The 25,794-nt window shown below is 70.3% G+C and carries 17 protein-coding genes and 1 pseudogene; 12 read left to right on the forward strand and 6 right to left on the reverse strand.

Annotated features, from left to right (window positions below; translation table 11 throughout):
- Positions 1 to 166 precede the first annotated feature (166 nt).
- The 4 genes from AC27LF_RS04405 (at position 167) to AC27LF_RS04420 (ending at position 4,732) form a co-directional block, all read left to right on the forward strand.
- Positions 167 to 2,722 carry a sensor histidine kinase gene (locus AC27LF_RS04405; protein ID WP_479657749.1) on the forward strand — a complete coding sequence of 852 codons (2,556 nt, stop codon included), beginning with the start codon at positions 167 to 169 and terminating at the stop codon, positions 2,720 to 2,722.
- Positions 2,719 to 3,405, forward strand: coding sequence for a response regulator (locus tag AC27LF_RS04410; RefSeq protein ID WP_351737092.1), 687 nt, complete (start codon positions 2,719 to 2,721; stop codon positions 3,403 to 3,405). The genes AC27LF_RS04405 and AC27LF_RS04410 overlap by 4 nt, the downstream gene beginning before the upstream one ends.
- 133 nt (positions 3,406 to 3,538) lie before the next feature.
- Positions 3,539 to 3,937, forward strand: coding sequence for an OB-fold nucleic acid binding domain-containing protein (locus AC27LF_RS04415; protein ID WP_479657748.1), 399 nt, complete (start codon positions 3,539 to 3,541; stop codon positions 3,935 to 3,937).
- A gap of 3 nt (positions 3,938 to 3,940) precedes the next feature.
- Positions 3,941 to 4,732 carry a DUF3159 domain-containing protein gene (locus AC27LF_RS04420; protein WP_479657747.1) on the forward strand — a complete coding sequence of 264 codons (792 nt, stop codon included), beginning with the start codon at positions 3,941 to 3,943 and terminating at the stop codon, positions 4,730 to 4,732.
- A gap of 681 nt (positions 4,733 to 5,413) precedes the next feature.
- Here AC27LF_RS04420 and AC27LF_RS04425 read toward each other — a convergent pair.
- Both AC27LF_RS04425 and AC27LF_RS04430 read right to left on the reverse strand, forming a co-directional pair.
- A complete protein-coding gene (locus AC27LF_RS04425) occupies positions 5,414 to 6,085 on the reverse strand; it encodes a potassium channel family protein (RefSeq protein ID WP_404035086.1) in 672 nt (223 codons plus the stop codon).
- Complete coding sequence (locus tag AC27LF_RS04430; RefSeq protein ID WP_479657746.1) at positions 6,085 to 6,756, reverse strand: potassium channel family protein; 672 nt, start codon at positions 6,754 to 6,756, stop codon at positions 6,085 to 6,087. The genes AC27LF_RS04425 and AC27LF_RS04430 overlap by 1 nt, the downstream gene beginning before the upstream one ends.
- A gap of 389 nt (positions 6,757 to 7,145) precedes the next feature.
- On the opposite strand from AC27LF_RS04430, the gene AC27LF_RS04435 reads away from it, so the two are divergent.
- Complete coding sequence (locus AC27LF_RS04435) at positions 7,146 to 9,194, forward strand: APC family permease (protein ID WP_479657745.1); 2,049 nt, start codon at positions 7,146 to 7,148, stop codon at positions 9,192 to 9,194.
- 233 nt (positions 9,195 to 9,427) lie between these two features.
- Entirely contained in the window at positions 9,428 to 10,768 is a 1,341-nt protein-coding gene (locus AC27LF_RS04440) for a class I SAM-dependent RNA methyltransferase (protein WP_479657744.1), read from the forward strand.
- Between the two features lie 188 nt (positions 10,769 to 10,956).
- On the opposite strand, the gene AC27LF_RS04445 is transcribed toward AC27LF_RS04440, so the two are convergent.
- From AC27LF_RS04445 to AC27LF_RS04455, 3 genes are all read right to left on the reverse strand, one after another.
- A complete protein-coding gene (locus AC27LF_RS04445; protein WP_479657743.1) occupies positions 10,957 to 11,232 on the reverse strand; it encodes a helix-turn-helix domain-containing protein in 276 nt (91 codons plus the stop codon).
- Positions 11,229 to 11,993 (reverse strand): hypothetical protein, encoded by a 765-nt coding sequence (locus tag AC27LF_RS04450; protein ID WP_479657742.1) that lies wholly within the window; start codon positions 11,991 to 11,993, stop codon positions 11,229 to 11,231. Before AC27LF_RS04450 ends, AC27LF_RS04445 begins: the two co-directional genes overlap by 4 nt.
- 283 nt (positions 11,994 to 12,276) lie before the next feature.
- A complete protein-coding gene (locus tag AC27LF_RS04455) occupies positions 12,277 to 12,435 on the reverse strand; it encodes a hypothetical protein (RefSeq protein WP_479657741.1) in 159 nt (52 codons plus the stop codon).
- A gap of 371 nt (positions 12,436 to 12,806) precedes the next feature.
- Here AC27LF_RS04455 and AC27LF_RS04460 point away from each other — a divergent pair, with 371 nt between their 5' ends.
- On the forward strand, positions 12,807 to 15,431 hold the full coding sequence (locus AC27LF_RS04460; protein ID WP_479657740.1) for a tetratricopeptide repeat protein: 2,625 nt from the start codon (positions 12,807 to 12,809) through the stop codon (positions 15,429 to 15,431).
- A 30-nt stretch (positions 15,432 to 15,461) separates the two neighbouring features.
- Here AC27LF_RS04460 and AC27LF_RS04465 read toward each other — a convergent pair whose 3' ends face one another.
- Complete coding sequence (locus tag AC27LF_RS04465) at positions 15,462 to 16,364, reverse strand: serine/threonine protein kinase (RefSeq protein WP_479657739.1); 903 nt, start codon at positions 16,362 to 16,364, stop codon at positions 15,462 to 15,464.
- Positions 16,365 to 16,403: 39 nt separating this feature from the next.
- Here AC27LF_RS04465 and AC27LF_RS04470 point away from each other — a divergent pair, with 39 nt between their 5' ends.
- The 5 genes and pseudogenes from AC27LF_RS04470 to AC27LF_RS04490 all read left to right on the forward strand — a co-directional run.
- Positions 16,404 to 17,969, forward strand: a complete 1,566-nt coding sequence (locus AC27LF_RS04470) for a PD-(D/E)XK nuclease family protein (protein WP_479657738.1) — start codon at positions 16,404 to 16,406, stop codon at positions 17,967 to 17,969.
- Positions 17,966 to 19,111, forward strand: coding sequence for a pPIWI_RE_Y domain-containing protein (locus tag AC27LF_RS04475; protein ID WP_479657737.1), 1,146 nt, complete (start codon positions 17,966 to 17,968; stop codon positions 19,109 to 19,111). Before AC27LF_RS04470 ends, AC27LF_RS04475 begins: the two co-directional genes overlap by 4 nt.
- Complete coding sequence (locus tag AC27LF_RS04480; RefSeq protein WP_479657736.1) at positions 19,104 to 22,607, forward strand: pPIWI_RE_Z domain-containing protein; 3,504 nt, start codon at positions 19,104 to 19,106, stop codon at positions 22,605 to 22,607. The genes AC27LF_RS04475 and AC27LF_RS04480 overlap by 8 nt, the downstream gene beginning before the upstream one ends.
- A 32-nt stretch (positions 22,608 to 22,639) precedes the next feature.
- A complete protein-coding gene (locus tag AC27LF_RS04485) occupies positions 22,640 to 25,408 on the forward strand; it encodes a pPIWI_RE module domain-containing protein (protein ID WP_479657735.1) in 2,769 nt (922 codons plus the stop codon).
- A 205-nt stretch (positions 25,409 to 25,613) separates the two neighbouring features.
- Positions 25,614 to 25,766, forward strand: a pseudogene (locus AC27LF_RS04490) (type I-E CRISPR-associated endonuclease Cas1e); the annotation flags it as partial.
- Positions 25,767 to 25,794: the final 28 nt, after the last annotated feature.

The following is a 25,794-nucleotide window of genomic DNA, read 5'->3' on the forward strand; positions in this document are numbered from 1 at the left end:
GGTAGTCGGTGGGAACCGGGGCCGGGCTGGGCATTTGGGGCGGGGGGAGAGGTCATCAGGGTTGTGTCAAAGTTGCTCGTTGGCTGGATGCGTGTCCCTTTCGTCGCGATTGTGGGCCGTAGGGTCGACGCTGCGTAGGCGGCAGTGACGGGAAGACAATAGGGCCATGGCACGTGGAAAGCTCCGGATCTACCTCGGTGCGGCACCGGGCGTGGGCAAGACCTACGCCATGCTGTCCGAGGCGCACCGGCGCGTGGAGCGGGGCACCGACTGCGTCGTCGCCTTCGTGGAGCACCACGAACGGCCGCGCACCGAGGTGATGCTGCACGGCCTGGAGCAGGTGCCGCGCCGGGAGCTGGAGTACCGCGGCGGGCGCTTCACCGAGATGGACGTGGACGCGGTCCTGGCCCGCAGCCCCCAGGTCGCCCTGGTGGACGAGCTGGCCCACACCAACATCCCCGGCTCGCGCAACACCAAGCGCTGGCAGGACGTGGAGGAACTGCTGGCGGCCGGCATCGACGTGGTCTCCACGGTCAACATCCAGCACCTGGAGTCACTGGGCGACGTGGTCGAGTCGATCACCGGCGTACGGCAGCAGGAGACCGTCCCGGACGAGGTGGTGCGCCGCGCCGACCAGATCGAACTGGTCGACATGTCGCCCCAGGCCCTGCGCCGGCGCATGGCACACGGCAACATCTACCAGCCCGACAAGGTGGACGCGGCCCTGTCCAACTACTTCAGGCCCGGGAACCTGACCGCCCTGCGGGAGCTGGCGCTGCTGTGGGTGGCCGACCGGGTCGACGAGTACCTGAAGCAGTACCGCAGCGAGCACCGGGTCTCCGCGATCTGGGGCTCGCGCGAGCGGATCGTCGTGGGCCTGACCGGCGGCCCCGAGGGACGCACCCTGATCCGCCGGGCGGCGCGGCTCGCCGAGAAGGGCGCAGGCGGCGAGGTGCTGGCCGTCTACATAGCCCGCAGCGACGGCCTGTCCGCGGCCTCGCCGAAGGAACTGGCCGTCCAGCGCACCCTCGTCGAGGACCTGGGCGGCACCTTCCACCACGTCGTCGGCGACGACATACCCGCCGCGCTGCTGGACTTCGCGCGCGGCGTCAACGCCACCCAGATCGTCCTCGGCTCCTCGCGCCGCAAGAGCTGGCAGTACGTCTTCGGCCCCGGCGTCGGCGCCACCGTCGCCCGCGAGTCGGGCCCCGACCTCGACGTGCACATCGTCACCCACGAGGAGATCGCCAAGGGCCGCGGGCTGCCCGTGGCCCGGGGCGCCCGGCTCGGCCGGACCCGGATCGTCTCCGGCTGGGTGGTCGGGCTGCTCGGTCCGGTCGCCATGGCCCTGTGCCTGAACGCCGTGGACCTCGGACTCGCCAACGACATGCTGCTGTTCCTGGCACTGACCGTGGCGGCGGCCCTGCTCGGCGGGCTGCTGCCCGCCCTGGCCTCCGCGGCGTTCGGGTCGCTGCTGCTGAACTACTTCTACACGCCCCCGCTGCACCGGCTGACCATCGCCGACCCCCACAACATCGTCGCCATCGCGATCTTCGTCGGGGTCGCGGTGTCCGTGGCCTCGGTGGTGGACCTGGCGGCCCGGCGCACCCACCAGGCGGCCCGGCTGCGCGCCGAGTCCGAGATCCTGTCGTTCCTCGCGGGCAATGTGCTGCGCGGCGAGACCGGCCTGGAGGAACTGCTGGAGCGGGTCCGGGAGACGTTCGGCATGGAGTCCGCCGCCCTGTTGGAACGGGCGGGCGACGTCGAGCCGTGGACCTGCGCGGGCCGCACCGGGTTCGGGCCGCCGCTCCAGCGGCCCGAGGACGCCGACGTCGACGTGCCGGTCGGCGACCACATGGCGCTCGCGCTGACCGGCCGCGTACTGCCCGCCGAGGACCGCCGGGTGCTGGCCGCGTTCGCCGCGCAGGCCGCCGTGGTGCTGGACCGCCGGCGCCTCCAGGAAGAGGCCGACCGGGCCCGCACGCTGGCCGAGGGCAACCGGATCCGCACCGCGCTGCTGGCCGCGGTCAGCCACGACCTGCGCACCCCGCTGGCCGGGATCAAGGCCGCGGTCACCTCGCTCAGGTCCGACGACGTGGACTGGTCCGAACAGGACCGGGCGGAGCTGCTGGAAGGCATCGAGGAGGGTGCTGACCGCCTCGACCACCTGGTCGGCAATCTGCTCGACATGTCCCGGCTGCAGACCGGCACGGTCACCGCGATCATCCGCGAGGCCGACCTCGACGAGGTGGTCCCGATGGCGCTGGTCGGCGTCCCCGAGGACAGCGTGGAGCTGGACATCCGGGAGACCCTGCCGATGGTCGCCGTCGACCCCGGGCTCCTCGAACGGGCGATGGCCAACCTGGTGGAGAACGCCGTCAAGTACAGTCCGCCCGACCGGCGTGTCATGGTCGCCGCCAGTGCCATCGCCGACCGTGTCGAGGTGCGGGTCGTGGACCGCGGCCCGGGCATACCCGACGAGGCGAAGGACCGGATATTCGAGCCGTTCCAGCGCTACGGCGACGCCCCGCGCGGTGCCGGGGTGGGTCTCGGTCTCGCGGTCGCCCGCGGCTTCGCCGAGGCGATGGGCGGCACGCTGAACGCCGAGGACACGCCCGGGGGCGGCCTCACCATGGTGCTCAGCCTGCGGGCGGCAGGATCGCGTTCCGAGCCCCTTCGTACCGGAGAGGGCGCGGCAGAACCGGAAAGGAAGGCCTCATGACCCGGGTGCTCGTGATCGACGACGAGCCGCAGATCGTGCGCGCCCTCGTGATCAACCTCAGGGCGCGCAAGTACGAGGTCGACGCGGCCCCCGACGGCAGGACCGCCCTCGAACTCGCCGCCTCCCGCCACCCGGACGTGGTGGTCCTCGACCTGGGCCTGCCCGACATGGACGGCGTCGAGGTGATCAGGGGCCTGCGCGGCTGGACCCGGGTGCCGATCCTGGTCCTGTCGGCCCGGCACTCCTCGGACGAGAAGGTCGAGGCGCTGGACGCGGGCGCCGACGACTACGTGACCAAGCCGTTCGGCATGGACGAGCTGCTGGCCCGGCTGCGGGCCGCAGTGCGCCGGGCCGAGCCCGTCGGTCCCGGCGAGGACGACGTGACGACGGTGGAGACCGAGGGGTTCACCGTCGACCTGGCCGCGAAGAAGGTCAACCGGGGCGGCAGGGACGTACGGCTGACCCCCACGGAGTGGCATCTGCTGGAGGTGCTGGTCCGCAACACCGGGCGGCTGGTCAGCCAGAAGCAGCTGCTGCAGGAGGTGTGGGGCCCCTCGTACGGGACGGAGACCAACTACCTGCGCGTGTACATGGCGCAGCTGCGCAGGAAGCTGGAGGCGGATCCCTCGCATCCGAAGCACTTCATCACCGAACCGGGGATGGGCTACCGCTTCGAGCGCTGACGCTCCGCTGGGGGCGGCGGTGTGACGTTGGGCCGGGGCCCCCAGCGCGGCGGAGCCGCATGTCGATACGGTCCCCGCGCCCCTTTGGGGTGCTGCCGGACCGTGGGAGGCCTCGGCCCAGTACGCTTCTGATATGAGTGCTGTTCCGCGTTCCGAGAAGCCGGTGGGCCGGTTCCGGCGCATGCTCGGCCGGCTCTCCTCGTCCCAGGAGGACCTGGAGTCCGAGGAGCTGCGGGAGGACACCGACACGACCGGCTGCATACGGATCGGCGACTGCCGGGACCGGCAGATCGTCACGGTAACTGGTACCTTGCGCACGGTAACGCTGCGCCCGCGCGCCGGAGTCCCGGCCCTGGAGGCCGAGCTGTTCGACGGCTCAGCCGCGTTGGACGTGGTGTGGCTGGGCAGGCGTTCCATCGTGGGCATAGAACCGGGGCGCAAGCTGATCGCATCGGGCCGGATCTCGATGAGCCGGGGCCGCCGGGTGCTGTTCAACCCCAAGTACGAACTGAGACCCCTCGGACGGGAGTAGCCGGTGACGTCACTCGACAAGCCGACCGAAGACACCACTCAGCACGACGACGCCCGGGCGGTGACCGAGGCCGCGCTCTTCGAGGCGTTCGGCGGTGTCAGGGGCATGGTCGAGACGGTCCTGCCCGGGCTCCTCTTCGTCACGATCTACACGATCAACAAGGACCTGCACTGGTCGGCGATCGCCGCGCTGGCCGTGTCGCTGGTCCTGGTCGTGGTGCGGCTGGCCATGAAGGACACCGTGAAGCACGCCTTCAGCGGTGTCTTCGGTGTGGCCTTCGGCGTCGTGTTCGCGATGTTCACGGGCAACGCCAAGGACTTCTACCTCCCCGGCATGCTCTACACCCTGGGCCTGTCCCTGGCGTACATCGTCACGACGCTCGCCGGGGTGCCCCTGATGGGGCTGATCCTCGGCCCTGTCTTCAAGGAGAACCTGTCCTGGCGCACCCGTAACCCCGGGCGCAAGAAGGCGTACGCCAAGGCCAGTTGGGCCTGGGGGCTGATCCTGCTCGGCAAGTGCATGATCCTCTTCCCGCTGTACTGGTGGGCGGACACCACCCAGCTCGGCTGGGTCCTGGTGACCTTGAAGATCCCGCCGTTCCTGCTCGCCGTCTGGCTCACCTGGGTCTTCCTCGCGAAGGCGCCCGCGCCGATCGACGTGTTCGCGGAGATGGAGGCGGAGGAGCGGGCCGAGGAGGAACGGAAGGCCGCGGCGGCCGCGGAGCGCGGCGAGGAGCCGCCCGCCGGCCGACACGGCGACGAATCGCCGGCCGGCCGACACCGCCGCGAGGCATAGCCGAATCCGTCGACGCCGCGAGGACGCGGCCGAAGCCTCCAACGCGGTGAGTGTGTGGCCGTGGTTCTCGGCGTGGCGAGGTGTGGCCGTGGTTCCGATGTGGCGAGGGTGCGGGCGAGGTTCCCGACGTGGTGGGGGTGTGGTCGAGGTAGCCGATGCGGTTGAGGGGCGCGGCTGAAGCCTCCGATGCGGTGGACGCGGCTGGACCGCGGCGCGGGGCGCTCGGACCCGCGTTGGAACTCGTGCACACCGGACGGGTGCCGACCCGGGCCGTGCTCAGGTATGGCTGAAGTTCTCGGCGTGGTGAGGGTGTGGCCGGGACCCCGATGCGGTGAGGTGCGGTCGAAGTCTCCGGCGTTGGTGAGGGCGTGGCCGAGGCCCCGATGCGGTGAGGTGCGGCCGAGGTCCGCCGGGCTCGGCGACCTGTTCGACACCTCCACGGTGTTCGAGAACTACCCGCTGGACATGGCCGCCCTGAGCGAGGCCCGCCGCGTCGGCCTGGACACCGGCACCGTCGACCACGACTCGGTCACCCACTACGCCCTCGTCCTGGACGCCGCCCGGCACCGAGCGGCGTCCGATACCGCGAGGGTGCGGTACCGAAGTCCCCGATGGCGCAGGGGGCGCTTGGGATCGGCGGGCGCCCCCTGCGTCGTACTGCTCGGCCGTGTGCCGCCGCGCTCAGTCGTCCTCGCGGCGTACCGACAGCAGGTCCTCCAACTGCTCCTCGCGGGCCTGGGCGGCCACGAAGAGCAGTTCGTCGCCCGGCTCCAGGGAGTCCTCCTTGGAGGGGGCCAGCACGCGGGTGCCGCGGATGATCGTGACCAGGGAGGTGTCCTCGGGCCACTCCACGTCCCCGACCTGGGTGCCGGCCAGCGCCGACTCCTCCGGCAGGGTCAGCTCGACCAGGTTCGCGTCGCCGTGGCTGAAGCGGAGCAGCCGCACCAGGTCGCCGACGCTCACCGCCTCCTCGACCAGCGCGGACATCAGACGCGGGGTGGACACGGCGACATCGACGCCCCATGCCTCGTTGAACAGCCACTCGTTCTTCGGGTTGTTCACCCGGGCCACGACGCGCGGCACGCCGTACTCCGTCTTCGCCAGCAGGGACACGACCAGGTTGACCTTGTCGTCGCCCGTCGCGGCGATCACCACGTTGCAGCGCTGCAACGCGGCCTCGTCCAGGGACGTGATCTCGCAGGCGTCGGCCAGCAGCCACTCCGCCTGCGGGACCCGCTCGACCGAGATCGCGGTCGGCGCCTTGTCGATCAGCAGGACCTCGTGGCCGTTCTCCAGCAGCTCGCCCGCGATCGAGCGGCCGACCGCGCCGGCACCGGCAATGGCGACCCTCATCAGTGACCGCCCTCCTCTTCGGGGCCCTCGGCGAACGCCGCCTCGACCTTGTCGACGTCGTCCGTCCGCATCATCACGTGCACCAGGTCGCCCTCCTGCAACACCGTCTGCGAGGTGGGCAGGATCGCCTCACCGAGACGGGTCAGGAACGCCACGCGTACCCCCGTCTCGTCCTGGAGCCTGCTGATCTTGTGGCCGACCCAGGCCGGTGAGGTGTGCACCTCGGCGAGTTGCACGCCACCGGTGGGGTCGCGCCACAGCGGTTCGGCGCCCGAGGGCAGCAGCCGGCGCAGCATCTGGTCGGCCGTCCAGCGGACCGTGGCCACGGTGGGAATGCCCAGGCGCTGGTAGACCTCGGCGCGGCGGGGGTCGTAGATACGGGCCGCGACGTTCTCCACGCCGAACATCTCACGGGCCACCCGCGCCGAGATGATGTTCGAGTTGTCGCCGCTGGACACGGCGGCGAAGGCGCCGGCGTCCTCGATGCCGGCCTCGCGGAGGGTGTCCTGGTCGAAGCCGACCCCGGTGACCCGGCGGCCGCCGAATCCCGGGCCCAGCCGGCGGAAGGCCGTGGGGTCCTGGTCGATCACCGCGACCGTGTGCCCCTGCTGCTCCAGGGTCTGGGCGAGGGCGGAGCCCACCCTGCCGCAGCCCATGATGACGATGTGCACGACCGTCCTTCCGATGTCCAGAAAAGTGACTGCTCGGCCCCGTCGGGGTCAGCACCCTCAGGGTCTCAGACCGACGCTCAAGCTACACACGCGCCGTCCGGGGTGGGCACCCCCCGTGCAACCCCGCCCGTGGTCAGCGGCGCGTGATGCTGCGCACGCTCAGCAGCGTCAGGAATCCGAGGCCGACGAGCGAGGCGGCGGCGCCGATCAGCTGTGCGGTCGCGGGCATGGAACCTCCGAGGTGCGGCGACAGGCGGGTTTGCCATCTAGGCACGCGGAACGCGCCGCCCACGGAATCCGAAGTTCCCTGCGCCCCGGAGTTCACTCGTGAGGCAGATCCGGGACGGCAGGTGGGCGGCTGCCAGTTCGAGCCCTTACGATCCTCTGTCGTGTCCAAACTGACCGACGTGCCCAAACGGATCCTGATCGGGCGCGCGCTGCGCAGCGACCGGCTGGGTGAAACGCTCCTGCCGAAGCGGGTCGCGCTGCCCGTCTTCGCCTCCGACCCGTTGTCCTCCGTCGCCTACGCGCCGGGGGAGGTCCTGCTGGTCCTGTCCATCGCGGGCGTGTCGGCCTACCACTTCAGCCCCTGGATCGCGCTCGCGGTCGTCGTGCTGATGTTCACGGTGGTCGCCTCCTACCGGCAGAACGTGCACGCCTACCCGAGCGGCGGCGGCGACTACGAGGTCGCCACCACCAACCTCGGGCCGAAGGCGGGCCTCACGGTCGCCAGCGCGCTGCTCGTCGACTACGTCCTGACCGTCGCCGTGTCCATCTCCTCCGGCATCGAGAACCTCGGCTCCGCGATCCCCTTCGTGGTCGAGCACAAGGTGCTGTGCGCGGTCGCCGTGATCGTGCTGCTGACGCTGATGAACCTGCGCGGGGTGAAGGAGTCCGGCACGCTGTTCGCGATCCCGACGTACGTCTTCGTCGCGGGCGTCTTCATCATGATCGTGTGGGGCGCGTTCCGGGGCCTGGTCCTCGGGGACACGATGCGCGCGCCCACCGCCGACTACCAGATCAAGGCCGAACACCAGGGCCTCGCCGGCTTCGCGCTCGTCTTCCTGCTGCTGCGCGCCTTCTCCTCCGGCTGCGCCGCGCTGACCGGCGTCGAGGCCATCTCCAACGGCGTCCCGGCCTTCCGCAAACCCAAGTCGAAGAACGCGGCGACCACGCTGGCCATGATGGGCCTGCTCGCCGTGACGATGTTCTGCGGCATCATCGCCCTCGCCATGACCACCAAGGTCCGCATGGCCGAGAACCCCGCCGCCGACCTGCTCCACCACGGCGTGGCGCTCGGCTCCGGCTATGTGCAGAACCCGGTGATCTCGCAGGTCGCCGAGGCGGTCTTCGGCAAGGGCAGCTTCCTGTTCGTCGTGCTGGCCGCGGCCACCGCGCTGGTGCTGTTCCTGGCCGCCAACACGGCCTACAACGGCTTCCCGCTGCTCGGCTCGATCCTCGCCCAGGACCGCTATCTGCCGCGCCAGCTGCACACTCGCGGCGACCGGCTGGCCTTCTCCAACGGCATCGTGCTGCTCGCGGGCGCCGCCGCCCTGCTGGTCGTCGTCTACGGGGCCGACTCGACCCGGCTGATCCAGCTGTACATCGTCGGCGTGTTCGTGTCCTTCACGCTCAGCCAGACCGGCATGGTCCGGCACTGGAACCGGCACCTCGCGGTGGAGCGGGACCCGGCCCGGCGCAGCCACATGGTCCGCTCCCGGGCGATCAACGCGTTCGGCGCCTTCTTCACCGGCCTGGTCCTGGTCGTCGTCCTCGTCACCAAGTTCACCCACGGCGCCTGGGTCGCCCTGCTCGGCATGGTGATCTTCTACGCGACGATGACCGCGATCCGTAAGCACTACGACCGGGTGGCCGAGGAGATCGCGGCCCCCGAGGGCCCGAGCGACGACAGCGTACGGCCGTCCCGGGTGCACTCGATCGTCCTGATCTCCAAGATCCACCGGCCCACGCTGCGCGCGCTGGCCTACGCCAGGCTGATGCGCTCGGACACCCTGGAGGCACTGACCGTCAACGTCGACCCGGCGGAGACGAAGGTGCTGCGCGAGGAGTGGGAACGGCGCGGCATAGACGTGCCGCTGAAGGTGCTCGACTCGCCCTACCGGGAGATCACCCGGCCGATCATCGAGTACGTCAAGAGCCTGCGCAAGGAGTCGCCGCGCGACGCGATCTCGGTGATCATCCCCGAGTATGTGGTCGGCCACTGGTACGAGCACCTGCTGCACAACCAGAGCGCCCTGCGGCTCAAGGGGCGCCTGCTGTTCACGCCGGGTGTCATGGTGACCTCCGTCCCCTACCAGCTCCAGTCCTCCGAGGCGGCCAGGAACCGGGCCCGCAAACGGCAGGAGTGGAACGCACCCGGTGCGGTGCGGCGCGGCCCGGCGGAGCAACGCCCGAAGGAACCGAGCACCGGGAACTGAACGTGAGCCTCCGGCACGGGGGCCGCGGGCTTGGGGGCCCGGCGCCGGGGAGTGCCGCGTCGGGCTTGGCGGGGCCGGTGCCGGGGCCGTCGGCTCGGGTGGCTGATGCTGGTGGCTGTCGGCTCGGGTGGCCGGTGCCGGGGTTGGGGGTGTGCGGGAGCACGTAGACTGGTGGGCTGTCGTCGGCCCCCGAGTGGGCCGTTCCCCCTTCCCCGATCTGGAGTCATCCCGCCATGCAGGCAGAACCGAAGAAGTCGCAGGCGGGGCCCCTCGTGGGGGAGGAGTACGAGGTCGAGATCGGCCCCGTCGCACACGGCGGCCACTGCGTCGCCCGTACCGCCGAGGGCCAGGTGCTCTTCGTCCGGCACGCACTGCCAGGCGAGCGGGTGGTGGCCCGGGTCACCGAGGGCGAGGAGGGCGCCCGTTTCCTGCGCGCCGACGCGGTGCGGGTCCTTGAGGCCGCCAAGGACCGCGTCGAGGCGCCCTGCCCCTACGCCGGACCCGGCCGCTGCGGCGGCTGCGACTGGCAGCACGCCAAGCCGGGCGCGCAGCGACGTCTGAAGGGCGAGGTCGTCGCCGAGCAGCTGCGGCGCCTCGCGGGCCTCACCCCCGAGGAGGCCGGCTGGGACGGCACGGTGATGCCGGCCGAGGGCGACAAGCTCCCGGCGGGCGAGGTGCCCCGGTGGCGCACCCGCGTGCAGTACGCGGTCGACGCCGAGGGGCACGCCGGGCTGCGCAGGCACCGCTCGCACGAGGTGGAGCGGATCGACCACTGCATGATCGCGGCCGAGGGCGTCGACGAACTCGGCGTAGAGAAGCGCGACTGGTCCGGCATGGCGTCGGTCGAGGCGATCGCGGCGACGGGCTCGGGGGACCGCCAGGTGATCCTCACGCCGCGTCCCGGCGCCCGGCTGCCCCTGGTGGAGCTGGACCGGCCGGTCTCGGTGCTCAGGGTCGACGAGAAGTCCGGCGGCGTGCACCGCGTCCACGGCCGCCCCTTCGTCCGCGAACGCGCGGACGGCCGCACCTACCGGGTGGGGGGCGGCGGCTTCTGGCAGGTCCACCCGAAGGCCGCGGACACCCTTGTGACCGCGGTCATGCAGGGCCTGCTGCCGCGCAAGGGCGAGATGGCCCTCGACCTGTACTGCGGCGCCGGCCTCTTCGCCGGCGCCCTCGCCGACCGGCTCGGCGAGAAGGGCGCGGTGCTCGGCATCGAGTCCGGCAAGCGGGCCGTCGAGGACGCCCGCCACAACCTCGCGGACTTCCCGCGCGTACGCATCGAACAGGGCAAGGTCGAGTCCGTCCTGCCGCGCACGGGGATCACCGAGGTGGACCTCGTCGTCCTGGACCCGCCCCGCGCGGGCGCGGGCCGCACGACGGTGACCCACCTGGCCTCCCTCACCCCGCGCCGCATCGCCTACGTCGCCTGCGACCCGGCGGCCCTGGCCCGGGACTTGGGCTATTTCCGCGAGAACGAATACCGAGTCCGAACCCTCCGGGCATTCGACCTGTTCCCGATGACGCATCATGTGGAGTGCATCGCGATCCTCGAACCGACCGCGAAGGGGTCTTGACCTGCGGTTTTCCTAGGTTGCTCAGGTGCGGCAGGGGTTGATCGACTTGCTTCCCGGAGTGCATGAGATCGAATCGGTCACGTGGTTGACGGACCGGCTGGGGTGTGGAGAAGCATGGCCGTGCGGCCCCGCGGCTGATGCCGGGGGCCGCACGGTGGTGGGAGACACGAGGCACCTCTTCTTCCTTGTCAGAAGCCGGAGCCCGGGTCGTCCGCGTCCAGATTCAGGTCCACGCTGTACAGCGGACGGTCCTCGATCCCCAGGGCGCGCATCAGATCGTTGGTCGGAATCCTGTACCTGCCTCCTACGCGGAGGACGGGGCAGGGGAACTCGTCCTTGCGGATCAGCCGATACGCGGTCGTCGAGCCGATACCGAGCGCTCGGGCCGCCGTCCGCAGGTCCACTGCAACGGGCAGGTCGAACATCTCGGTGAAACTGAGTCGGCCCTCTGCGGGGTTCTTCATGCTCGCCTCCCCGCAGGGCGGACCAGCCGGGTGCCCGCGCGGGGCCCGGACCGTCGGTTCTTCCGAGGGCTGTGGCACGTCGAACGGTCCCTCCTCTCGTCGTCCGTGTCGGCGAAGGCGCCCTTGCGTAGATGCTCCGGGCGTACCCGGAAGCGCAGCGGGGCGTGCAGTCCGTCCGGACCGTCCGGACGGTCGACCCGCACGTCCAGGCTCTCCTCGGCCGGAGTGCCCGCCTCCCTGTCGCACGCGGTGAGCGCGCGGTCCTGGGCGATGCGCTCGACCTGGGCGGAGGGGAGCTCCCGCAGGCCGTCGCGTGCGAAGCGCCACGCCCTTGTGCGCGCTGCGTGGATCAAGGAGGAGTCGGAGAGGCGGCTCGCGGCGTCCGGGGCCGCCAGTTCCTCCAGGAGGGCCAGGACCATCTCGGCCTCCACGTCGGACCGATCGGCACGCAGACGCGTGCAGATGCGGTGGACCGTCCTGGCTAACCGGGGCAGGGCCAGCCAGATCACCAGGAGCTTTCCGGTGTCATGTGGAGCGAGGTCACTCAGCGCGGTGCGGAGTACCTCTTTCCAGACCGCGGCGGCGAACTGCGGGTCGGAACCCGGACCGTACAAGGCCTCGTGCGTCTCGGCGGCGGTCAGCCGGACCGGCTCCGCCCCCTCGGCATCCGTGGGAACGGTCACGAGGACCGCTTCGCCGACCTGGGGTTCGTCGAAGTGCCGTCTCACCGAGGCGAACAGACTGCTGGATGGTGGATACATCAGGAAATATCCCCTCTCTGGGCTGAAGGCGCTGAGCGTGCTGAAGTCCTGCGAGGTGGTCACATCACGCCAGACGCGGATGGAACGGGAAGAGGCCCCAGGCGCACCACTTTGATGCGTACGTATGCGGTGTTGGTCTTGTCGACCGGGAATCGCCGCCTTCGACCACGAGCATGTGTCAGGGTGCGGAAAGGCCGAGAGCTCGCCGGTCGGAGAAGTTCGGAGGGATGGGGCCGAGGTGGGTGGGTGCCCGCCCGGGACGGGCACCCACGAGTTGTGAAGCTCAGGCGGTCTCGGAGGGCGAGACGTCCGGCGCATCGGTGCGCGGGGTCGCCGGCGTGGTGCCCTCGGTCCGGGCGGCCGCGCGTCGGCGGCGGCTCGGCGGCCAGTCGGGGGACTGGCGCAGACGGCTCGCCCGACGGGTTCGCTGACGGTTGTTCATAGGACCTGCGGTTCCTTCCTGATGGGTCGATGGATGACTACGCCGCCGTCTCGCGCTTCTGCAAGCGGCTGGTGCCATCGTGCCCGGGGACAGGAGGAGGCCGCAGAGCGGAAACTGAGGGAAAACTGAGACCCGGGGCGACGTGGAGGAGCAAGCTCGTGTGAAGCGGCACAGCGCAGCGCGCAGATGAACGGGTGCCGTCGAGGGGCCGGACCACTGCTTGCGCTGTGGAGAAGGGGAAGGCGATGGAGGGGCATGTACTGGGCCCAGTCGAAGCCGAAGGGGACGGTGGCGGAAGGGTCTTCGGAGGTTCGAAGCCGGCCGCACTGTTCGCACTTCTGGTGACATCACCGGGTTACCGGTGCACCAGGATGGAGATCGCCAAAGTCCTCTGGGGCGGCCACGAGAAGGCTAGCGACCTGGTGAACCGTGCCGTTTCCGACCTACGGAAGCAACTGGGTCCGGTGGTCGTGCCCCATGGCGGCAAGTCGGGCTACTGCATGCTCCGCCTGCCGGAGGACAGCGTCGACCTGCTCCGCTTCCGCGACCGGGTGGCGAGGGCCAGGGAGCTGAGCCCTCCGGAGCGGTTCGAGCAACTCGGGGTGGCCCTGCAGGGGTGGGACGGCGGCGAACCCCTGCGTGGACTGACGGAGAGCGGCTTCCAGCTGCGCCGGGAGGAACTGCGGGTCGAGTTGATGGCCGCTGTGTGCGCCCGGCTGGACGCTGCCTACAGGTCCAGAGAGGAGAAATGGCTCCGCGAGGAGACGGAGAAATGGTTCGAGCGCACACCGGAACTGCCCAAGGTCTTCGGGTTCTACCTGCTTGCCCACGACGACCTGCCGCAGCATCGGCGTGAACGGCTCATCGAGGAATGGACGAAGCGCAACGGAAAGCCGGACGCCGACTTGCAAAGCGCCATCGACCAGGTCCGGGGAGTCGCCCACCGGTCGGCCGGGACGCTCCTGCCGCCCGTACCGGACCAGTTGCCCGGCAGCAGACGCAGGCCGGTCGGGCAGGACGAGCTGATCCGCGGCCTCGTCGAAGCCGTGTGCGAGGAACAGAACGCCGGCAACCTGGCGTTGGTTCTGATCAGTGGCATGGCGGGCGTCGGGAAGAGCACGGTGGCCCACCACCTCGCCCGTCGGCTGCGGAAGCGGTTCCCTGACGGCGTGCTCTATGCCGGACTGAACGGGTTCGCCGACGGAGACGTGCGGCCCGCCGAACCGGACGAGGTCCTGAACGGGTTCCTGGCCGCGCTACCGCCCTACACCACAGTGACCGGACCGGAGAGCAAGAGCAATGCGTTGCGGTCGGCACTGGCCCACCGCTCGGTACTCATCGTCCTCGATGACGCGCTCAACGCCCAGCAGGTGCTGCCGCTGCTTCCCGGAGACGGCACCTGCGCCGTGATCATAACCAGCCGCAACGACCTCTTGCGCCTCCAGTCCGAGAGGAAGGTGCTGTTCCGCAAGATGGAGCCGCTACAAGAGGCGGACGCTCTGGAGGTGCTCCAGGAGAACGTGGCAGCCGAGGATCGGGCGAAGTGCGCCCAGAGCTTCAGTGATCTGGTCCGTCTCTGCGGCCGACTGCCGCTGGCCCTCGCCGTGGTGGCCCGGCTCCTGGAAGGCGGTGCGCGTCCGCTACGTACCATCCCCGCCCTCGTGCGGGAGATGGAGGAGGAACGGGCGAAGCTGGACGCCCTGCACCTGCCGGGACACGAACTGTCGGTCCGTGTCGCGCTGAACTGCTCCGTACGCGTGCTCGGCGAGGAGGCCCGGCTACTGCTGTGGCAGTTCGCCGTCCACCCCGGACCCAGCGCCTCCTGGGAGGCGGTGATGGACCTCGGGAGGGCGGCGGGCGAAGCGGCGCGCACCGACCGGGCCCTGGTGGAGCTAGTGGCGGCGAACCTGGTGGAGCACCAGGGGGACCGCTACGGATTGCACGACCTCGTGCGGGCTTTTGCCCGCCAGCACATGCAGCCAGGGCGGGACGGAGAGACGGCGGACATCGAGCGGGCGACCGTACGGCAAGTGCTGGAACACCAGCTGCACAACGTCCGCGCCTGCGACCGGGTGCTCGACCACGAGCGCACCCTGCCCATCGGCGAGCCTGACGGGGTCACGGTCACCGACCCCGCGGAACCGGGGCAGGCGATGGCGTTGCTGGACGAGGAGTATGCCACCGTCCAGCGAGGCATACGATTAGCCATCTGCCAGGGCATCAAACGGTACGAATGGCTGCTGCCGATGGCGCTGGTCACTTATCAGTGGCGCCGCCACCTCCTCGACGACGCGTTGAGAAACCTCGGATACGCCGTCGACGCAGCGGAATCCGCCGCCGCCCCGGTGGATTGCGCCATGGTCCACCGGATGCTGGCAGGGACACAGTGGCGGCTCGGCAGGTACGACGCGGCCGTGGGTCACTTGCGTCGGGCCGTCCGGCTCAGCGAGGAGGACGACACCGAGAAAGGCCGGCTGAGTTTGGCCCGGTCGTTGCACCGGCTCGGGATCACCCTACGCAAGCAGGGCGATCGGACGAGAGCGGAGGAAGCGCTGCGCCGGGCGCTGAAGTTGTGCCGGGAGGTGTCCGATCCGGTCGGGGAGGCGGCCGCCTTGAATGCCCTCGGCGCGCTCCACCACGACCGGGGCGAGCACGAGCAGGCGCTGCGCCGATGCGCCGACGCCCTATATGCCGTGGAGCGCACGGGGGAGCGCAGCGGCCTGGCCGACGTGTTGTTCACCCTGGCCAAGGTGCACCTGGCTCGCTCCGAGCGGGACGAGGCCATCGTCCTGTACCAGCGGGCCTGCGACATTTACCGCGAACAGGAGAACTGGCCCAACGAGGACAAGGCGCGGCGGCTCTTCGCGGAGGTCCTGGTGTCCGCCGGAAAGACCGAAAAAGCGGTATTGGAGCTGGAGAGGGTCATCGTGCTACGCGAGCTGATGGGTGGCGCAGATCTGCGTGAGATCCGAGAGCTGCTGGAAGGACTGAGGTGATCCGCCTCGCTGGCGACGGCCGGGTCACCGTCACAGTCCGGGCGGGTGCGTGCGGTAGTACTCGGTCGGGTCAGGGCGCAGCCGCTTGGACGGTCGCCGTGAGCCCAGCCGGGGCAGGTGCGGTCGGAGCCGGTCGAACACCTCACGGACATCCGCCGGGCGCTCCTCCGCCTCCCACCGGACCATCCACAGCGCGAGGGAGGCGAACTCCGGGGGGAGCTTGGCGAGCAGGTCGGCTGGCAGTACAGGACTGCCCGGTTCCGCCCGCTCCTCCAGTCCCCCGTAGGGCAGTCGCATCACGGTCATCTCCAGCAGAATGCAGCCGAGCCCGAAGATGTCCGCCCGCTGGGTCAGACCTGAGGGGCATGCGTCGGACTGCTCGGGGGAGGCCCAGCCACGTGTACCGCGCTCATAGAGCGTCGGCTTGCCCGCCATGATGGCGTGGCCCATGTCGATGAGACGGAGACGGCCGTCCGGTTGCACGATGACATTCTCGGGTTTGAGATCGCAGTGCACCAGATTCCGCTCGTGAACTTTCCACAGAATTTCGCACAGCTGACCGATGACGGACGCGACGGTCCCGGGATACCTGACGGGCCGGGCGGCCAACAGGACGTTCTGCAATTGGCGTCCCTCGACGAATTCCATGACCAGGCATCGGCGCCCGCGGTGCGTCCCGGTGGCGATGATTTCAGGAATCGCCTTAATTCCCGTCAGCATCTTCATTCGGGAACCCTCTTCGAGAAGGCTCCTTCCGGCCGAGTGGAAAACGCTCTCTGGGCCGAGATCCCGGGCCTTCTGCAGCTTCAGTGCCACCCTCTCCCCGCTCCTGCGGTCGCGGCTGAGGAAAAGGTCGCCCTGGCCGCCGTCACCGACCATGTCCAGCACTTCGTAGCGCCTCTCCACATCGCCGATCTCCTCGATCTCCTTCATGGCCACCCTTCTTTCCCCGGTTCAGAAATGGAGCAGGAAATGTCACAGCCATGGCTGCCCCCTGACGGGGTGACCCGCACCTCCGAAGTCATCACGGTATCCGCTGGAATGTTCAAGGGAGGAGAATTCCGGTGCCCCGCCGCCGACGCCCTCAAGGCCCGCGGCTACCACACCGCCGACCCGGTTCCGCGCCGCCGCGAGCGGTTGGAGCACTTCGCTCTCGGCCCCTTCATGGCCGCCTGCGACGCCCGCTCCCGGCCCTCCGGCAGCCCGGCCCGGACACGTACCGCGCCCCCGCACGACGGCTTGAGGACTTGGTCGGACCATGGTGTGAAGGCCTACGAAGCGGCCTTCCCCGCCGACCCGGAACGCCCCCTGAACGAGGTTCCAGAGCCATGGACGTACCGCTACCGGCCATCCGGCCCCGACCCGCGGAACGCCCAGGAGTACCGCTTCACCGTGTGGGGCCGCTGCCTGGCCTCCGCCGACGGCGCCTACCGTGAAATCCGTCTGCCCGTGCACCGACTGAACCGGGACCTGCCGCCCGATGGGTTCACCGCCGCCGTCGCCCTGGTACTGGCCGAGGGCGCCCCTGGGCCGCCGCCGGAGCACCTACGGATCGTGGAGTTCGCTCTGTTCGACGGCCGTACACGAGAACTCTTCGCCGGCAGTCGGGCGCAGGCACTCGCCCGATACCGCGTGCACGGCCCCGACGCCCTGGCCGGCTTACTGGACGGACGGGAATACCGCCCCGGTTCCGCCTGCGGCGGATGCTCCTACCTGTCGGTCTGCCCGGCCCTGCGCGCGGCGCCAGGACTGCTGGGCATCGAGGCGTCGGACCGGCCCCGCCGCACCTGGTCGGTGACCAACGGACGCAACTACCGGGCCTGCCCGGCCCGCGACCACATGCGCCGGCTGCACCTGCCCACGGCGGACTCCATCGAGCGCGAGGTGACGGCCGAGCGCGGCAGGGCCCTGCACGCCTACCTCGCCGACCGGCACGGCCACGGATCGCCTCGACCGTGCACGGTCGAGGTCCCCGAAGAGTGGGTGCCGGACGGATTCGACCTGCCCGACCACGAACGCGCGCTCGGCGCACTCCTGTTGCGGCGGCATGCCGCGGTCTGCCCGCTGCGGTGTGTGGGGGACGGGACGGACGTGCGGACCGAACCACGGGTGGTGCGGCACGACGCCGCCGCCGACGTGGTGGTCATCGCCGCACCTGACCTGCTCTACCGGGACGCCGACTCATGGGTATGGCGCGAGACCAAGACCTCCGCCAACGACCGGCGGTCCCACCGCCCTCTGCTGGAGCTCTACCCCCAACTGGCCCTGGCGGTCGTGCTGATCGCCCGAGGTGACCTGGGCGGCGCTCCGTCCCGTGCCCGGGTCGAGTTGGAGGTACTGCGCCCCGGCGGTGCCGACCTGGAGATCATTGACCCCTTCGCCTCAGTCAACCGGACCGCGGCGGAGGGGATCCTGCGAACGATGGTGGCCGACTGGCACGGAGACGACCACTACGCGGCCGTGCCCGGACGCTCCTGCGAGCGGTGCGAAGTGGCCCGCTGGTGCTCGGCGTCGCCCGCCACCGAGGCCGCGGCATGAGGGCAGTGGCGGCCCGCCGGGCCGGCTGGCCGGACACCGGGGAGGCGTCCGAGGGCGTGGGCAGCGAACTCTTCCGCGAGCTCGCATGCATGGTGGCGGCCCTTGCCGAAGTCCAGGGACTCCGCTCGTTCGCTCTGCCCTATCCCGGCCTCGCCCAGCGTGCGCTGGACCACACGGTGATGCACTGCCTCGATGTCGGCGAGGCACCGCCGAGGAGCCTTCCGGAGCTGTGGGAGTGGTGCCGGACCAGGCCGGCGGGCGATCCGTTCTTCGCGGTTCCTGCCTCACTGGTCACCCCGGGTGCGACGCTGGTACATCCGGTTGGCCGGATGCCGACCCGGTCGTGTCTCGAAGTCGCCTCGCACGGACCGGACGGGGGCGTTGCGGCGCACGCCCGCGCGCTTCTGGGTGACCTGGAGACGCGGTGCGGAACGGGCGAGCGCTACCGGCAGTGCCGGAGGTTCCTGGCCCGCCACCCGGTGGTCCAGCAGCAGGACCGCTTCAGGCCCGGCTGGAGCAAGGCCGTCTGGAGCCGGGTCAAGTACCTCTACGGGCCCCTGCCCGAATCCCTGCTCGTCGACGGTGTCTTGCTGCGCTGCCCCGTGTGCGGCCTCCCCGCGCTGCCCCGGGACGGGGCCGTGCCCGTACCCGGGCTGTCCGCCACCGATGGGGACTTCTGGTGCGAAGGCGAGGAATGCCCACGCGACGACCCTCCGGAACTGGTCCGCGAGCCGGACCAGGCATGGATCCTGCGGCGCTCGCTGCGCATGTTCCTCGCACTGCCGCACCGGACCGAGGAAGCCGCCCGGGACGCACTGGACCACGCCGGGATCGACCACGAGGCCCTGCTGGGGCCTCTGTCCGCCTACCGGCTGACGGACACCGGCTCCGGAACTGTAGACATCCAGGTGTACGACCGCCTGCAGCCGGCCCTCCTTGCCGCACATCTCACCGAGGGCTCACGGCTCGCGGACCGCACCTTCGTCGTGGTGCCTGACGCGCTCGCCGGGCGGGACGGCTACCGGGAGACCTTCGCCGAGGCCCTTCCCGCGCTCCTGCGGGACCGGCTGGTGCTCACCACACCCGTGGACCTTGTGCCCGACCTGGGACGGGGCCGGAACAAGGAGAAGGACGATGCGTAGCATCACCCCGCCCCTGAGCGACGTACTCCGCACACTCAAGGCGCTCCTGGGGCCGTCCGTCCCCAAGCCCGCCCTGGAAGCCCTCTGCCAGGTGGAACTCGGCCTGTACCTGCAGCAGAAGCTGATGCCGGACAGCCCCGCGGGCAGCGCCTGGGTGCTGTTCAGCGGATACGGGTTCGCCGAGGCGTACGGAGCGCCGCTGCCACCGGACACCGCGCGGACGCTGCGTGTCGCCCGGTACTCGCTGTGGACGCTGCGCAGGAGCCGTACCTGGCGCGAGGCGCTGGAGAGCTACCAGATGTTCGACGCCAGGGTACGCGGCTACGAAGTACCGGACACTGAGTCGCCCGCCACCCGCCGCGAACTCTCCGTCGCCGGCGACCGCTTCCACGTCTACGAGCAACTGCTGCGTGCCGCACCGCCGCTGGCGGGCAAACGCATGCCGGTCGCGGGCCAGGGCCCGCATGCCTTCCCCATCAGCCGCACCGTGGCCGTCGTCGACCTGCCACCCGTCCCCCACACACCCCTCGTCGCCCACGACATGGACATGGAACCGGCCGGCGGCGGAGAGCCCCTGGTCTTCACGAGGAAGACCCTGGAGCGCACCGCAGCGGAGATGGACGCCACGCACGCTCGTGCCGGCGGGGGAAGGCCGCCGCGCTGGCTGGAGCGGCTGCGGGCCTTCGACCTGTCCACCAAGGAGAACGGCACGTTCCAAAAGGCTGGCAAGGACAAGAACTTCACGTTCACGGTCGACAGGATCCAGCACCTGCTCGGCATCGTCGGCGCGGGCAAGAGCACGCTGCGCGACATCGTCGCCGTCCACCTCGCCAAGCTCGGCAAGCGCACCACCATCGTGGTCACCGATGTCGCGGAAGTGCTGAAACTCGTCCGGCTCTACAATCTCTACACCGACGGCGCCGCCGCACCCGTGCTCGGCTCCTCCGGCCGGGAGCGGCACGCCCAGCGGCTGCACCGCCGACTGGCGGGCCGGGGCGAGCACCGGCTGCTCGCCCATGACGACCCCGCCTTCGCCTACCTCGGGACCTCCTGCGTGCTCAACGTTAGGCGGCAGGGCGCCACTTCGTCCACCGAGCCGCTCGCCTTCGGCGAGGCACCCTGCTCTCGGCTCCGGCCACCGTCGGAACCACGGCGCGACAAGGGCGGCGGACGGGCCTCCGAATGGCAGAAGGCGGCTACAAGCTGCCCGTACTGGTCCGCCTGCCCCCGGCATCACGGAGCTCGCACCCTGGTCGGCGCCATGATCTGGGTGGCCACGCCGGCCGGACTGATCGACGCCTCGCCGCCCCGCCCCCAGAACGGCGAGCGCATCCGCTACCTCGAACTCGCCTGCCGACGCAGCGACCTCGTGATCATCGACGAGGCCGACCGTGTGCAGATCCAGCTCGACCAGACCTTCGCACCTGCCGTCGTCCTCGCCAGCGACGAGGACAAGGGCCTCATCGACCAGCTGAGCCGGCACAAGATCCGGGAACTCGCGGCGAGCGGACGCACCCAGCTCTCCGAACGGGACGTGGAGACCTTCGCCGCCGCCCTCAATACAGCCGGAGCGGCCACCGACCGGCTGTACGCGATGCTCGTCGCCGGGTACGAGCTGCGCAACTGGGTGCGCACGGGATACTTCAGCGCCTGGACGCTCCAGCTCGGTCTACTCGACGAACGCTACGAGCTCCCCGAGGGCAGCGGGCCGGAACACCGCAACCACGCACCCAGACAGGCCCTCGGCAAGCTTCTCGACGCCTTCCGCGACAACCCCTTCGGCGACCGCCGACGCAGGACGGAAGAGGACTTCAGTCGGCTGACCGCCCTGCTCAACGAACTGCTCCACACCGGCAACCCGGAGAACACCCGGCGCCACCTGACCGAGGTCATGGACGAGGTCTTCCACATCGACCCGCAGTACATGGCCGCCCGAACGCAGGAGTACAAGGAGGAGTACGAGAAGTGGCAGCGCGAGGAGGAAGAGCGGCAGAAGAAGCGCGGGCGCCGCCGCAAGCCCAAGTCACCGCCCCAGACCCCCGAACAGTGGCGGCAAAAGCTCGCCGAACGCTTCGAGTTCACGCTGCTGCTCAGCGCTCTTGAACCCCGGCTCGCCATGATCAACGCAATGTGGCCCCGTGTCGAAGCCGCCCTTAGCCTGGGCTACAACTCGATGTACCGTCGGCCGCTCGACTACGGCCCGATGGTGCCCGAGGCCCCGATGGGCAACGTACTCGGCTTCCAGTTCCGTGTCCCCGGCGAGGACGAGGGCGGAGTCCGCAGCGGCGAGCTGACCTTCTTCCGCTGCAGCGGGGTCGGCCGTGAACTGCTGCGCGCCATGCCGCACCTCGCCTCCGTCGACGGCAGGCCCAGCGCCCATCTGCTGCTCATGTCCGGCAGCAGCTGGGCGGGCGCGTCCAGCCGCTACCACGTCTGCGTGCCGGTCGGTGTGATCATCGAGCCGCCGGCCGAGGTGACCGAACGTATCGCGGATGAGAGCCTGATGCGCTTCGAGTTCATCGACGACGGCGACGAGAAGCTGCGCCTGTCAGGAACCCACCCGGACGACCGCCCCGAGAAACTGCGCCGCATCGCCACCCACCTCGGCACAGGGGAGTACGACGCCCTCGAAGGAGGCCCGCTGGAGCGTGAGTTGCTCTCCCTTCCCCCGGGCCGCGACCAGATCCTCCTGCTGGTCGGCAGCTACGCCGAGGCGCGCATCGTGGCCGACACCCTGCACAACCTCAACTCCCGATGGCGCGACAGCGTGCTGTGCCTGGTCTCGGACGACGAGGAGATCGCCTCGGAGGACGAAGCGCCGTCCGCCTACCGCGCCCGGTCGTTGCGCCGGGGCGACGTCGAGCACCTGAAGGACCTAGACGCGGACATCCTCGTGGCGCCCCTGCTGGCCGTGGAGCGGGGCCATAACATCCTCAACGACGACGACGAGGCGGCCATCGGCACGGTCTACTTCCTGGTGCGGCCCAATCCGCACCCCGAGGACCTGTCCCTGGCCGTCCACGCCGTCAACGACTGGATCGTCCGCGCCATCACCGGCGGTGACTTCGACACCTGGGTACGGGGGCAGGCCACCGTCGAGGAAGGTGCCGATGAGGTCCGCCGCCTCGCCCGTTCGCGCTGGTACCAGGTGCTCGCTCGCTCAATGGCGTGGAGCCGCCTCGACGACGAGGCCCGGGAGCAAGTCACTTGGGACGTGCTGGTCCTGATGTGGCAGGTGATCGGGCGGCTGGTGCGCGGCGGCGTACCGGCCCGGGTGGTCTTCGTCGACGCCGCCTTCGCCCCGAACCGTGCGGCCGTGCCGGCGCGAACCGACACCCCCGCCTCCAGCCTGCTGCACAGCGTGCTCGACGTGCTGAACCCGTACTTCGACGGTGACACGAAGAGCGCGGAGGAGCAGTTCATCGCCCGCACCCTGTACGAACCGCTCCGGCGCATGCTCACTCGCCTGCTCGTCCCTGCCCCCGCCCATCCCTAAGCGCCGAACTCCAGCCTTCAGGAGGCAATTTCGTGTATCACACCATTCGCGTCGCAGCCTACGAACCCGACCCGCTGCATGGACCGTGGCGGGAGGAAATGAGGGTGCTGCGACTCGGCGAGGAGTTGCACACCGAGCTCGCCAGGATGCACGCCGAGGCAGATAAGGGCTCCATCCGCCCCGACCGGCTTCCTGTACGCAGGCTCAACTCCCTGCTCCAGGCGATGGCCCCCGGTGTCATCGCGACCGGCCGCAACGCCGGAACGGATGGCCACCTGCCGTGGCTCTACGCGCGGGAAGCCGTCCCGCCGGAGGTACTGGCCCCGGTGATCGGCGCCTGGGCGGCGGGCATGTACCAGGAGGAGGACGACACCGAAGGGGCCGATCTGGAGGACAGGCTCCGGTCCGACAACCCGGCCGATGCCGTCCATCTGCCACACTGGGAGGCCGAATCGGTCGACCTCGCCGAGACCGTGACCTCGGCGGGCGGAACCGCCGAACCCGCCGCGCGACTCTACAGCCTGCTGCCCGAGTGGGTCGCCTTCCGGCTGGCCGCCCGGGTGTTCCGCACCGGGGGCACCACACTCCACTTCCGCGTCGAGAGCTCGGGCAACGGCGCGCGACTGGTCTCCTGGCCGCCCCAGCGGTACGAGCGACGCGGGCAGACCTGGTACTACTCGGCCTGCCTCAACATCACCGTCCACACCGTGCCGTTTGCCCCACGGTTTCGCGTCCATGTGTCCGCCCAAGTACGCCGGTGGGCCACCCAGCTTGACGTACGCCCCCACCAGCTCGGCGGCACGACCGTCCTGCTCGATGCCCCGCTGCCGTGGCCGGGAGGGCCGGACCGGGGCCACCGGCTGATGGTGAACACCCTCGGCTACGACCGGCGGCTGAAGGAACTGGCCTGGCGCCACCACAGCCCCGCACCGCTCGTGCCCGAACTGGACATCGTACGCAACTACCCCCAGCCTGCGGCGCTCTTCACCCATCCGGAACGCTGGATCAACGGGACCGGGGACGTGGCCGCCGGCATCGTCTATCACCCGTCGATCGGCCCGCACAAGGTCGGACCCGGGCTGATGCCACGGGAGCGGGCGGATCTGGACGCCTGGGTCGAGGAAGGGATGCGCCCCATGCTGACGCGGGTCCCCGACCTCACGCGTGTCACCCGGAGCAACACCCCCTCGCTGTTGCCCCGTTCGGGTGCCGGACGTGGTCCGGGCGTCCGGGAAGCCCAGCTGGCCTTGCAGCGGCGGGCGGCGCTGGCACGCGCACTGGACGGCCGGCCCCTGGAGATCGACGTCTTCTGGCAGTCCCCGAAGACCCGTGCCGCACTGCTCGCGGAACTGCCGAAGCTCATCGGCCTCCCTCCAGGGGAGAGAGTGGGGCCGGCCGATGACGACACCTGGCGGTGGCGGGGCGAGGGAGTCGAGATCCGCGTACGAGCCCGCCCCGCGGGGCCCCTGGCCGACGCCCTGCCGGTCTCCCGGGAGCGCAGGCGCCCCAGGGTCGTCCGTCTGGCCGAAGCAATCGAAGGGCGCTGCCGGCTCGTGGCGGACCGGATGGTCCCGCGACCCGACGGGGCCGGAGTCGTGATCGCGGAGATCGCCGGCAAGGAGCGCTTCGCAGCGGTCCCCGACTCCGACCCCAAGCATGCGCTGCGCATCGCCTGGGCGCGGCAGGGCCGGCTGAGCCAGTTCGTCAACCTGCCCGACGACACCGACAGCGGGCTGGAGCACCGGGCCAGGTGGACCTGGCTGGATACCTTCCGGCAGCTCGGCGCGATCAGCCCGCCCGCCCACAAGGTGGGAGCCGGAGTTCCTGGCGATCTCCAGTACGTGGCGCTCTGGCTTGTACGTCACACCAGGAAGGGGCCCACGCGGTGTCCCCTCCACCAGCTGGTCGCGGTGCGGGTCCGCCCCGGGGACGGACCAGGCGTCATCGACGGGTGGGACGCCGAGCGTGCCGAATGGGTGCCGTACCCGAAGCTGTTGCTGCTGCTCTCCCAGGCGGCGGAAGCGGTGGCGGAGGCGAGGCAGGGGGAGGAAGCGGCAGGCCTTGGCGATGTCGCGGCCGCCCGGGGAGGACTCCGGCGCGCTGCCCGCCCGGGCGTGGAGCAGCACAGGCAGCGGGAGACCGAGCGGCAGATCCGCGCGCTGCTCTTCCAACTCCGCGACCGCCCCACGCTCCTGCTGGCGGACGCCGGCAACCTGCGCCAATGCTGGCCCGGCCTGCGCAACGGCGTACTGGACCGCGACATGCTCGGTTTCGGCACCGAGCCCGCCCAGCGCCACACGCTCTACGGCGACGACCTGCGGGTGGTGCTCGTACGGAACGCCAACGCGCGTGACGAAGTGGCGGAGTGGTACGCCCACGATGGCAAGGGCAGGGTCGGCTTCGCCGAAGGAGTGTGGGGGACGGCGGAGACGGAGAGCCGTGTCTTTGCCAGTACGGCCTCGACCCCTCATACGGCAGCGAAACTGCCGAAGGGACTCATGAAGCTGGCGCCCATGGCACAGGGGCGGACAGCACCCGAGAAGACCGCTTGGAATCCCGGGCAGCTGGAGATCACCGTGTTCGGCTGCCTGTCGGAAAAGGCGCTGGCGGACTCGGGGCGTGACGGGGAACTGCCCGACCGGCCGGCGGAGTGGGCGACGCTCACGCACCAACTGCGCTACCACGACGACTACCCGCCGCTCGCCCGGCCCCTCCCACTGCACCTGGCGCGTCTCGCCGGTGAGTACGTGCTTCCGGTGGCCAGAACGAAGGGAGAGGGGAACACGTCATCCACTCCATGAGCGAGGCGCCGCCTGCATAGGACGTTCCAACGAGCCTCGGTGTTGAGGTCACTTGGCGCTTGTCGCGGGGATGCGACGTTGCGGGTGGTGAACGTGTGCGGACCGAGGTCAGGAGACTCGACGGATCCGCGATCCGACGCAGGACGTTCACAGCACGCGCTTTCATGGGGGTCCGTGGTCGCCTGCGGGACCGGAACGACGGGCACAAGCCATCACCGCCGCCCAGTGCAGGTACGGCAGCGCACACGCCGTCGTCACCTCACTCGGCTGTAGCTCAGCCCTCGGCCTCTTCCGCTCTGGCCACGAACTCTCCTTCGTCCTCGACATCGCCGATCTCTGCAAAACCGGCATCGGCATCCAGTACCCACGAGCAGACTTTGCACCCA

The organism is Streptomyces diversicolor, assembly GCF_057537855.1.

Bases quoted from the DNA above. Each gene is read 5' to 3' on its own strand.
- AC27LF_RS04405 (WP_479657749.1), top strand. From the start codon at position 167: ATGGCACGTGGAAAGCTCCGGATCTACCTCGGTGCGGCACCGGGCGTG.
- AC27LF_RS04410 (WP_351737092.1), top strand. From the start codon at position 2,719: ATGACCCGGGTGCTCGTGATCGACGACGAGCCGCAGATCGTGCGCGCC.
- AC27LF_RS04415 (WP_479657748.1), top strand. From the start codon at position 3,539: ATGAGTGCTGTTCCGCGTTCCGAGAAGCCGGTGGGCCGGTTCCGGCGC.
- AC27LF_RS04425 (WP_404035086.1), bottom strand. From the start codon at position 6,085: ATGAGGGTCGCCATTGCCGGTGCCGGCGCGGTCGGCCGCTCGATCGCG.
- AC27LF_RS04440 (WP_479657744.1), top strand. From the start codon at position 9,428: ATGCAGGCAGAACCGAAGAAGTCGCAGGCGGGGCCCCTCGTGGGGGAG.
- AC27LF_RS04445 (WP_479657743.1), bottom strand. From the start codon at position 11,232: ATGAAGAACCCCGCAGAGGGCCGACTCAGTTTCACCGAGATGTTCGAC.
- AC27LF_RS04450 (WP_479657742.1), bottom strand. From the start codon at position 11,993: ATGTATCCACCATCCAGCAGTCTGTTCGCCTCGGTGAGACGGCACTTC.
- AC27LF_RS04455 (WP_479657741.1), bottom strand. From the start codon at position 12,435: ATGAACAACCGTCAGCGAACCCGTCGGGCGAGCCGTCTGCGCCAGTCC.
- AC27LF_RS04460 (WP_479657740.1), top strand. From the start codon at position 12,807: ATGGAGATCGCCAAAGTCCTCTGGGGCGGCCACGAGAAGGCTAGCGAC.
- AC27LF_RS04465 (WP_479657739.1), bottom strand. From the start codon at position 16,364: ATGAAGGAGATCGAGGAGATCGGCGATGTGGAGAGGCGCTACGAAGTG.
- AC27LF_RS04470 (WP_479657738.1), top strand. From the start codon at position 16,404: ATGTCACAGCCATGGCTGCCCCCTGACGGGGTGACCCGCACCTCCGAA.
- AC27LF_RS04475 (WP_479657737.1), top strand. From the start codon at position 17,966: ATGAGGGCAGTGGCGGCCCGCCGGGCCGGCTGGCCGGACACCGGGGAG.
- AC27LF_RS04480 (WP_479657736.1), top strand. From the start codon at position 19,104: ATGCGTAGCATCACCCCGCCCCTGAGCGACGTACTCCGCACACTCAAG.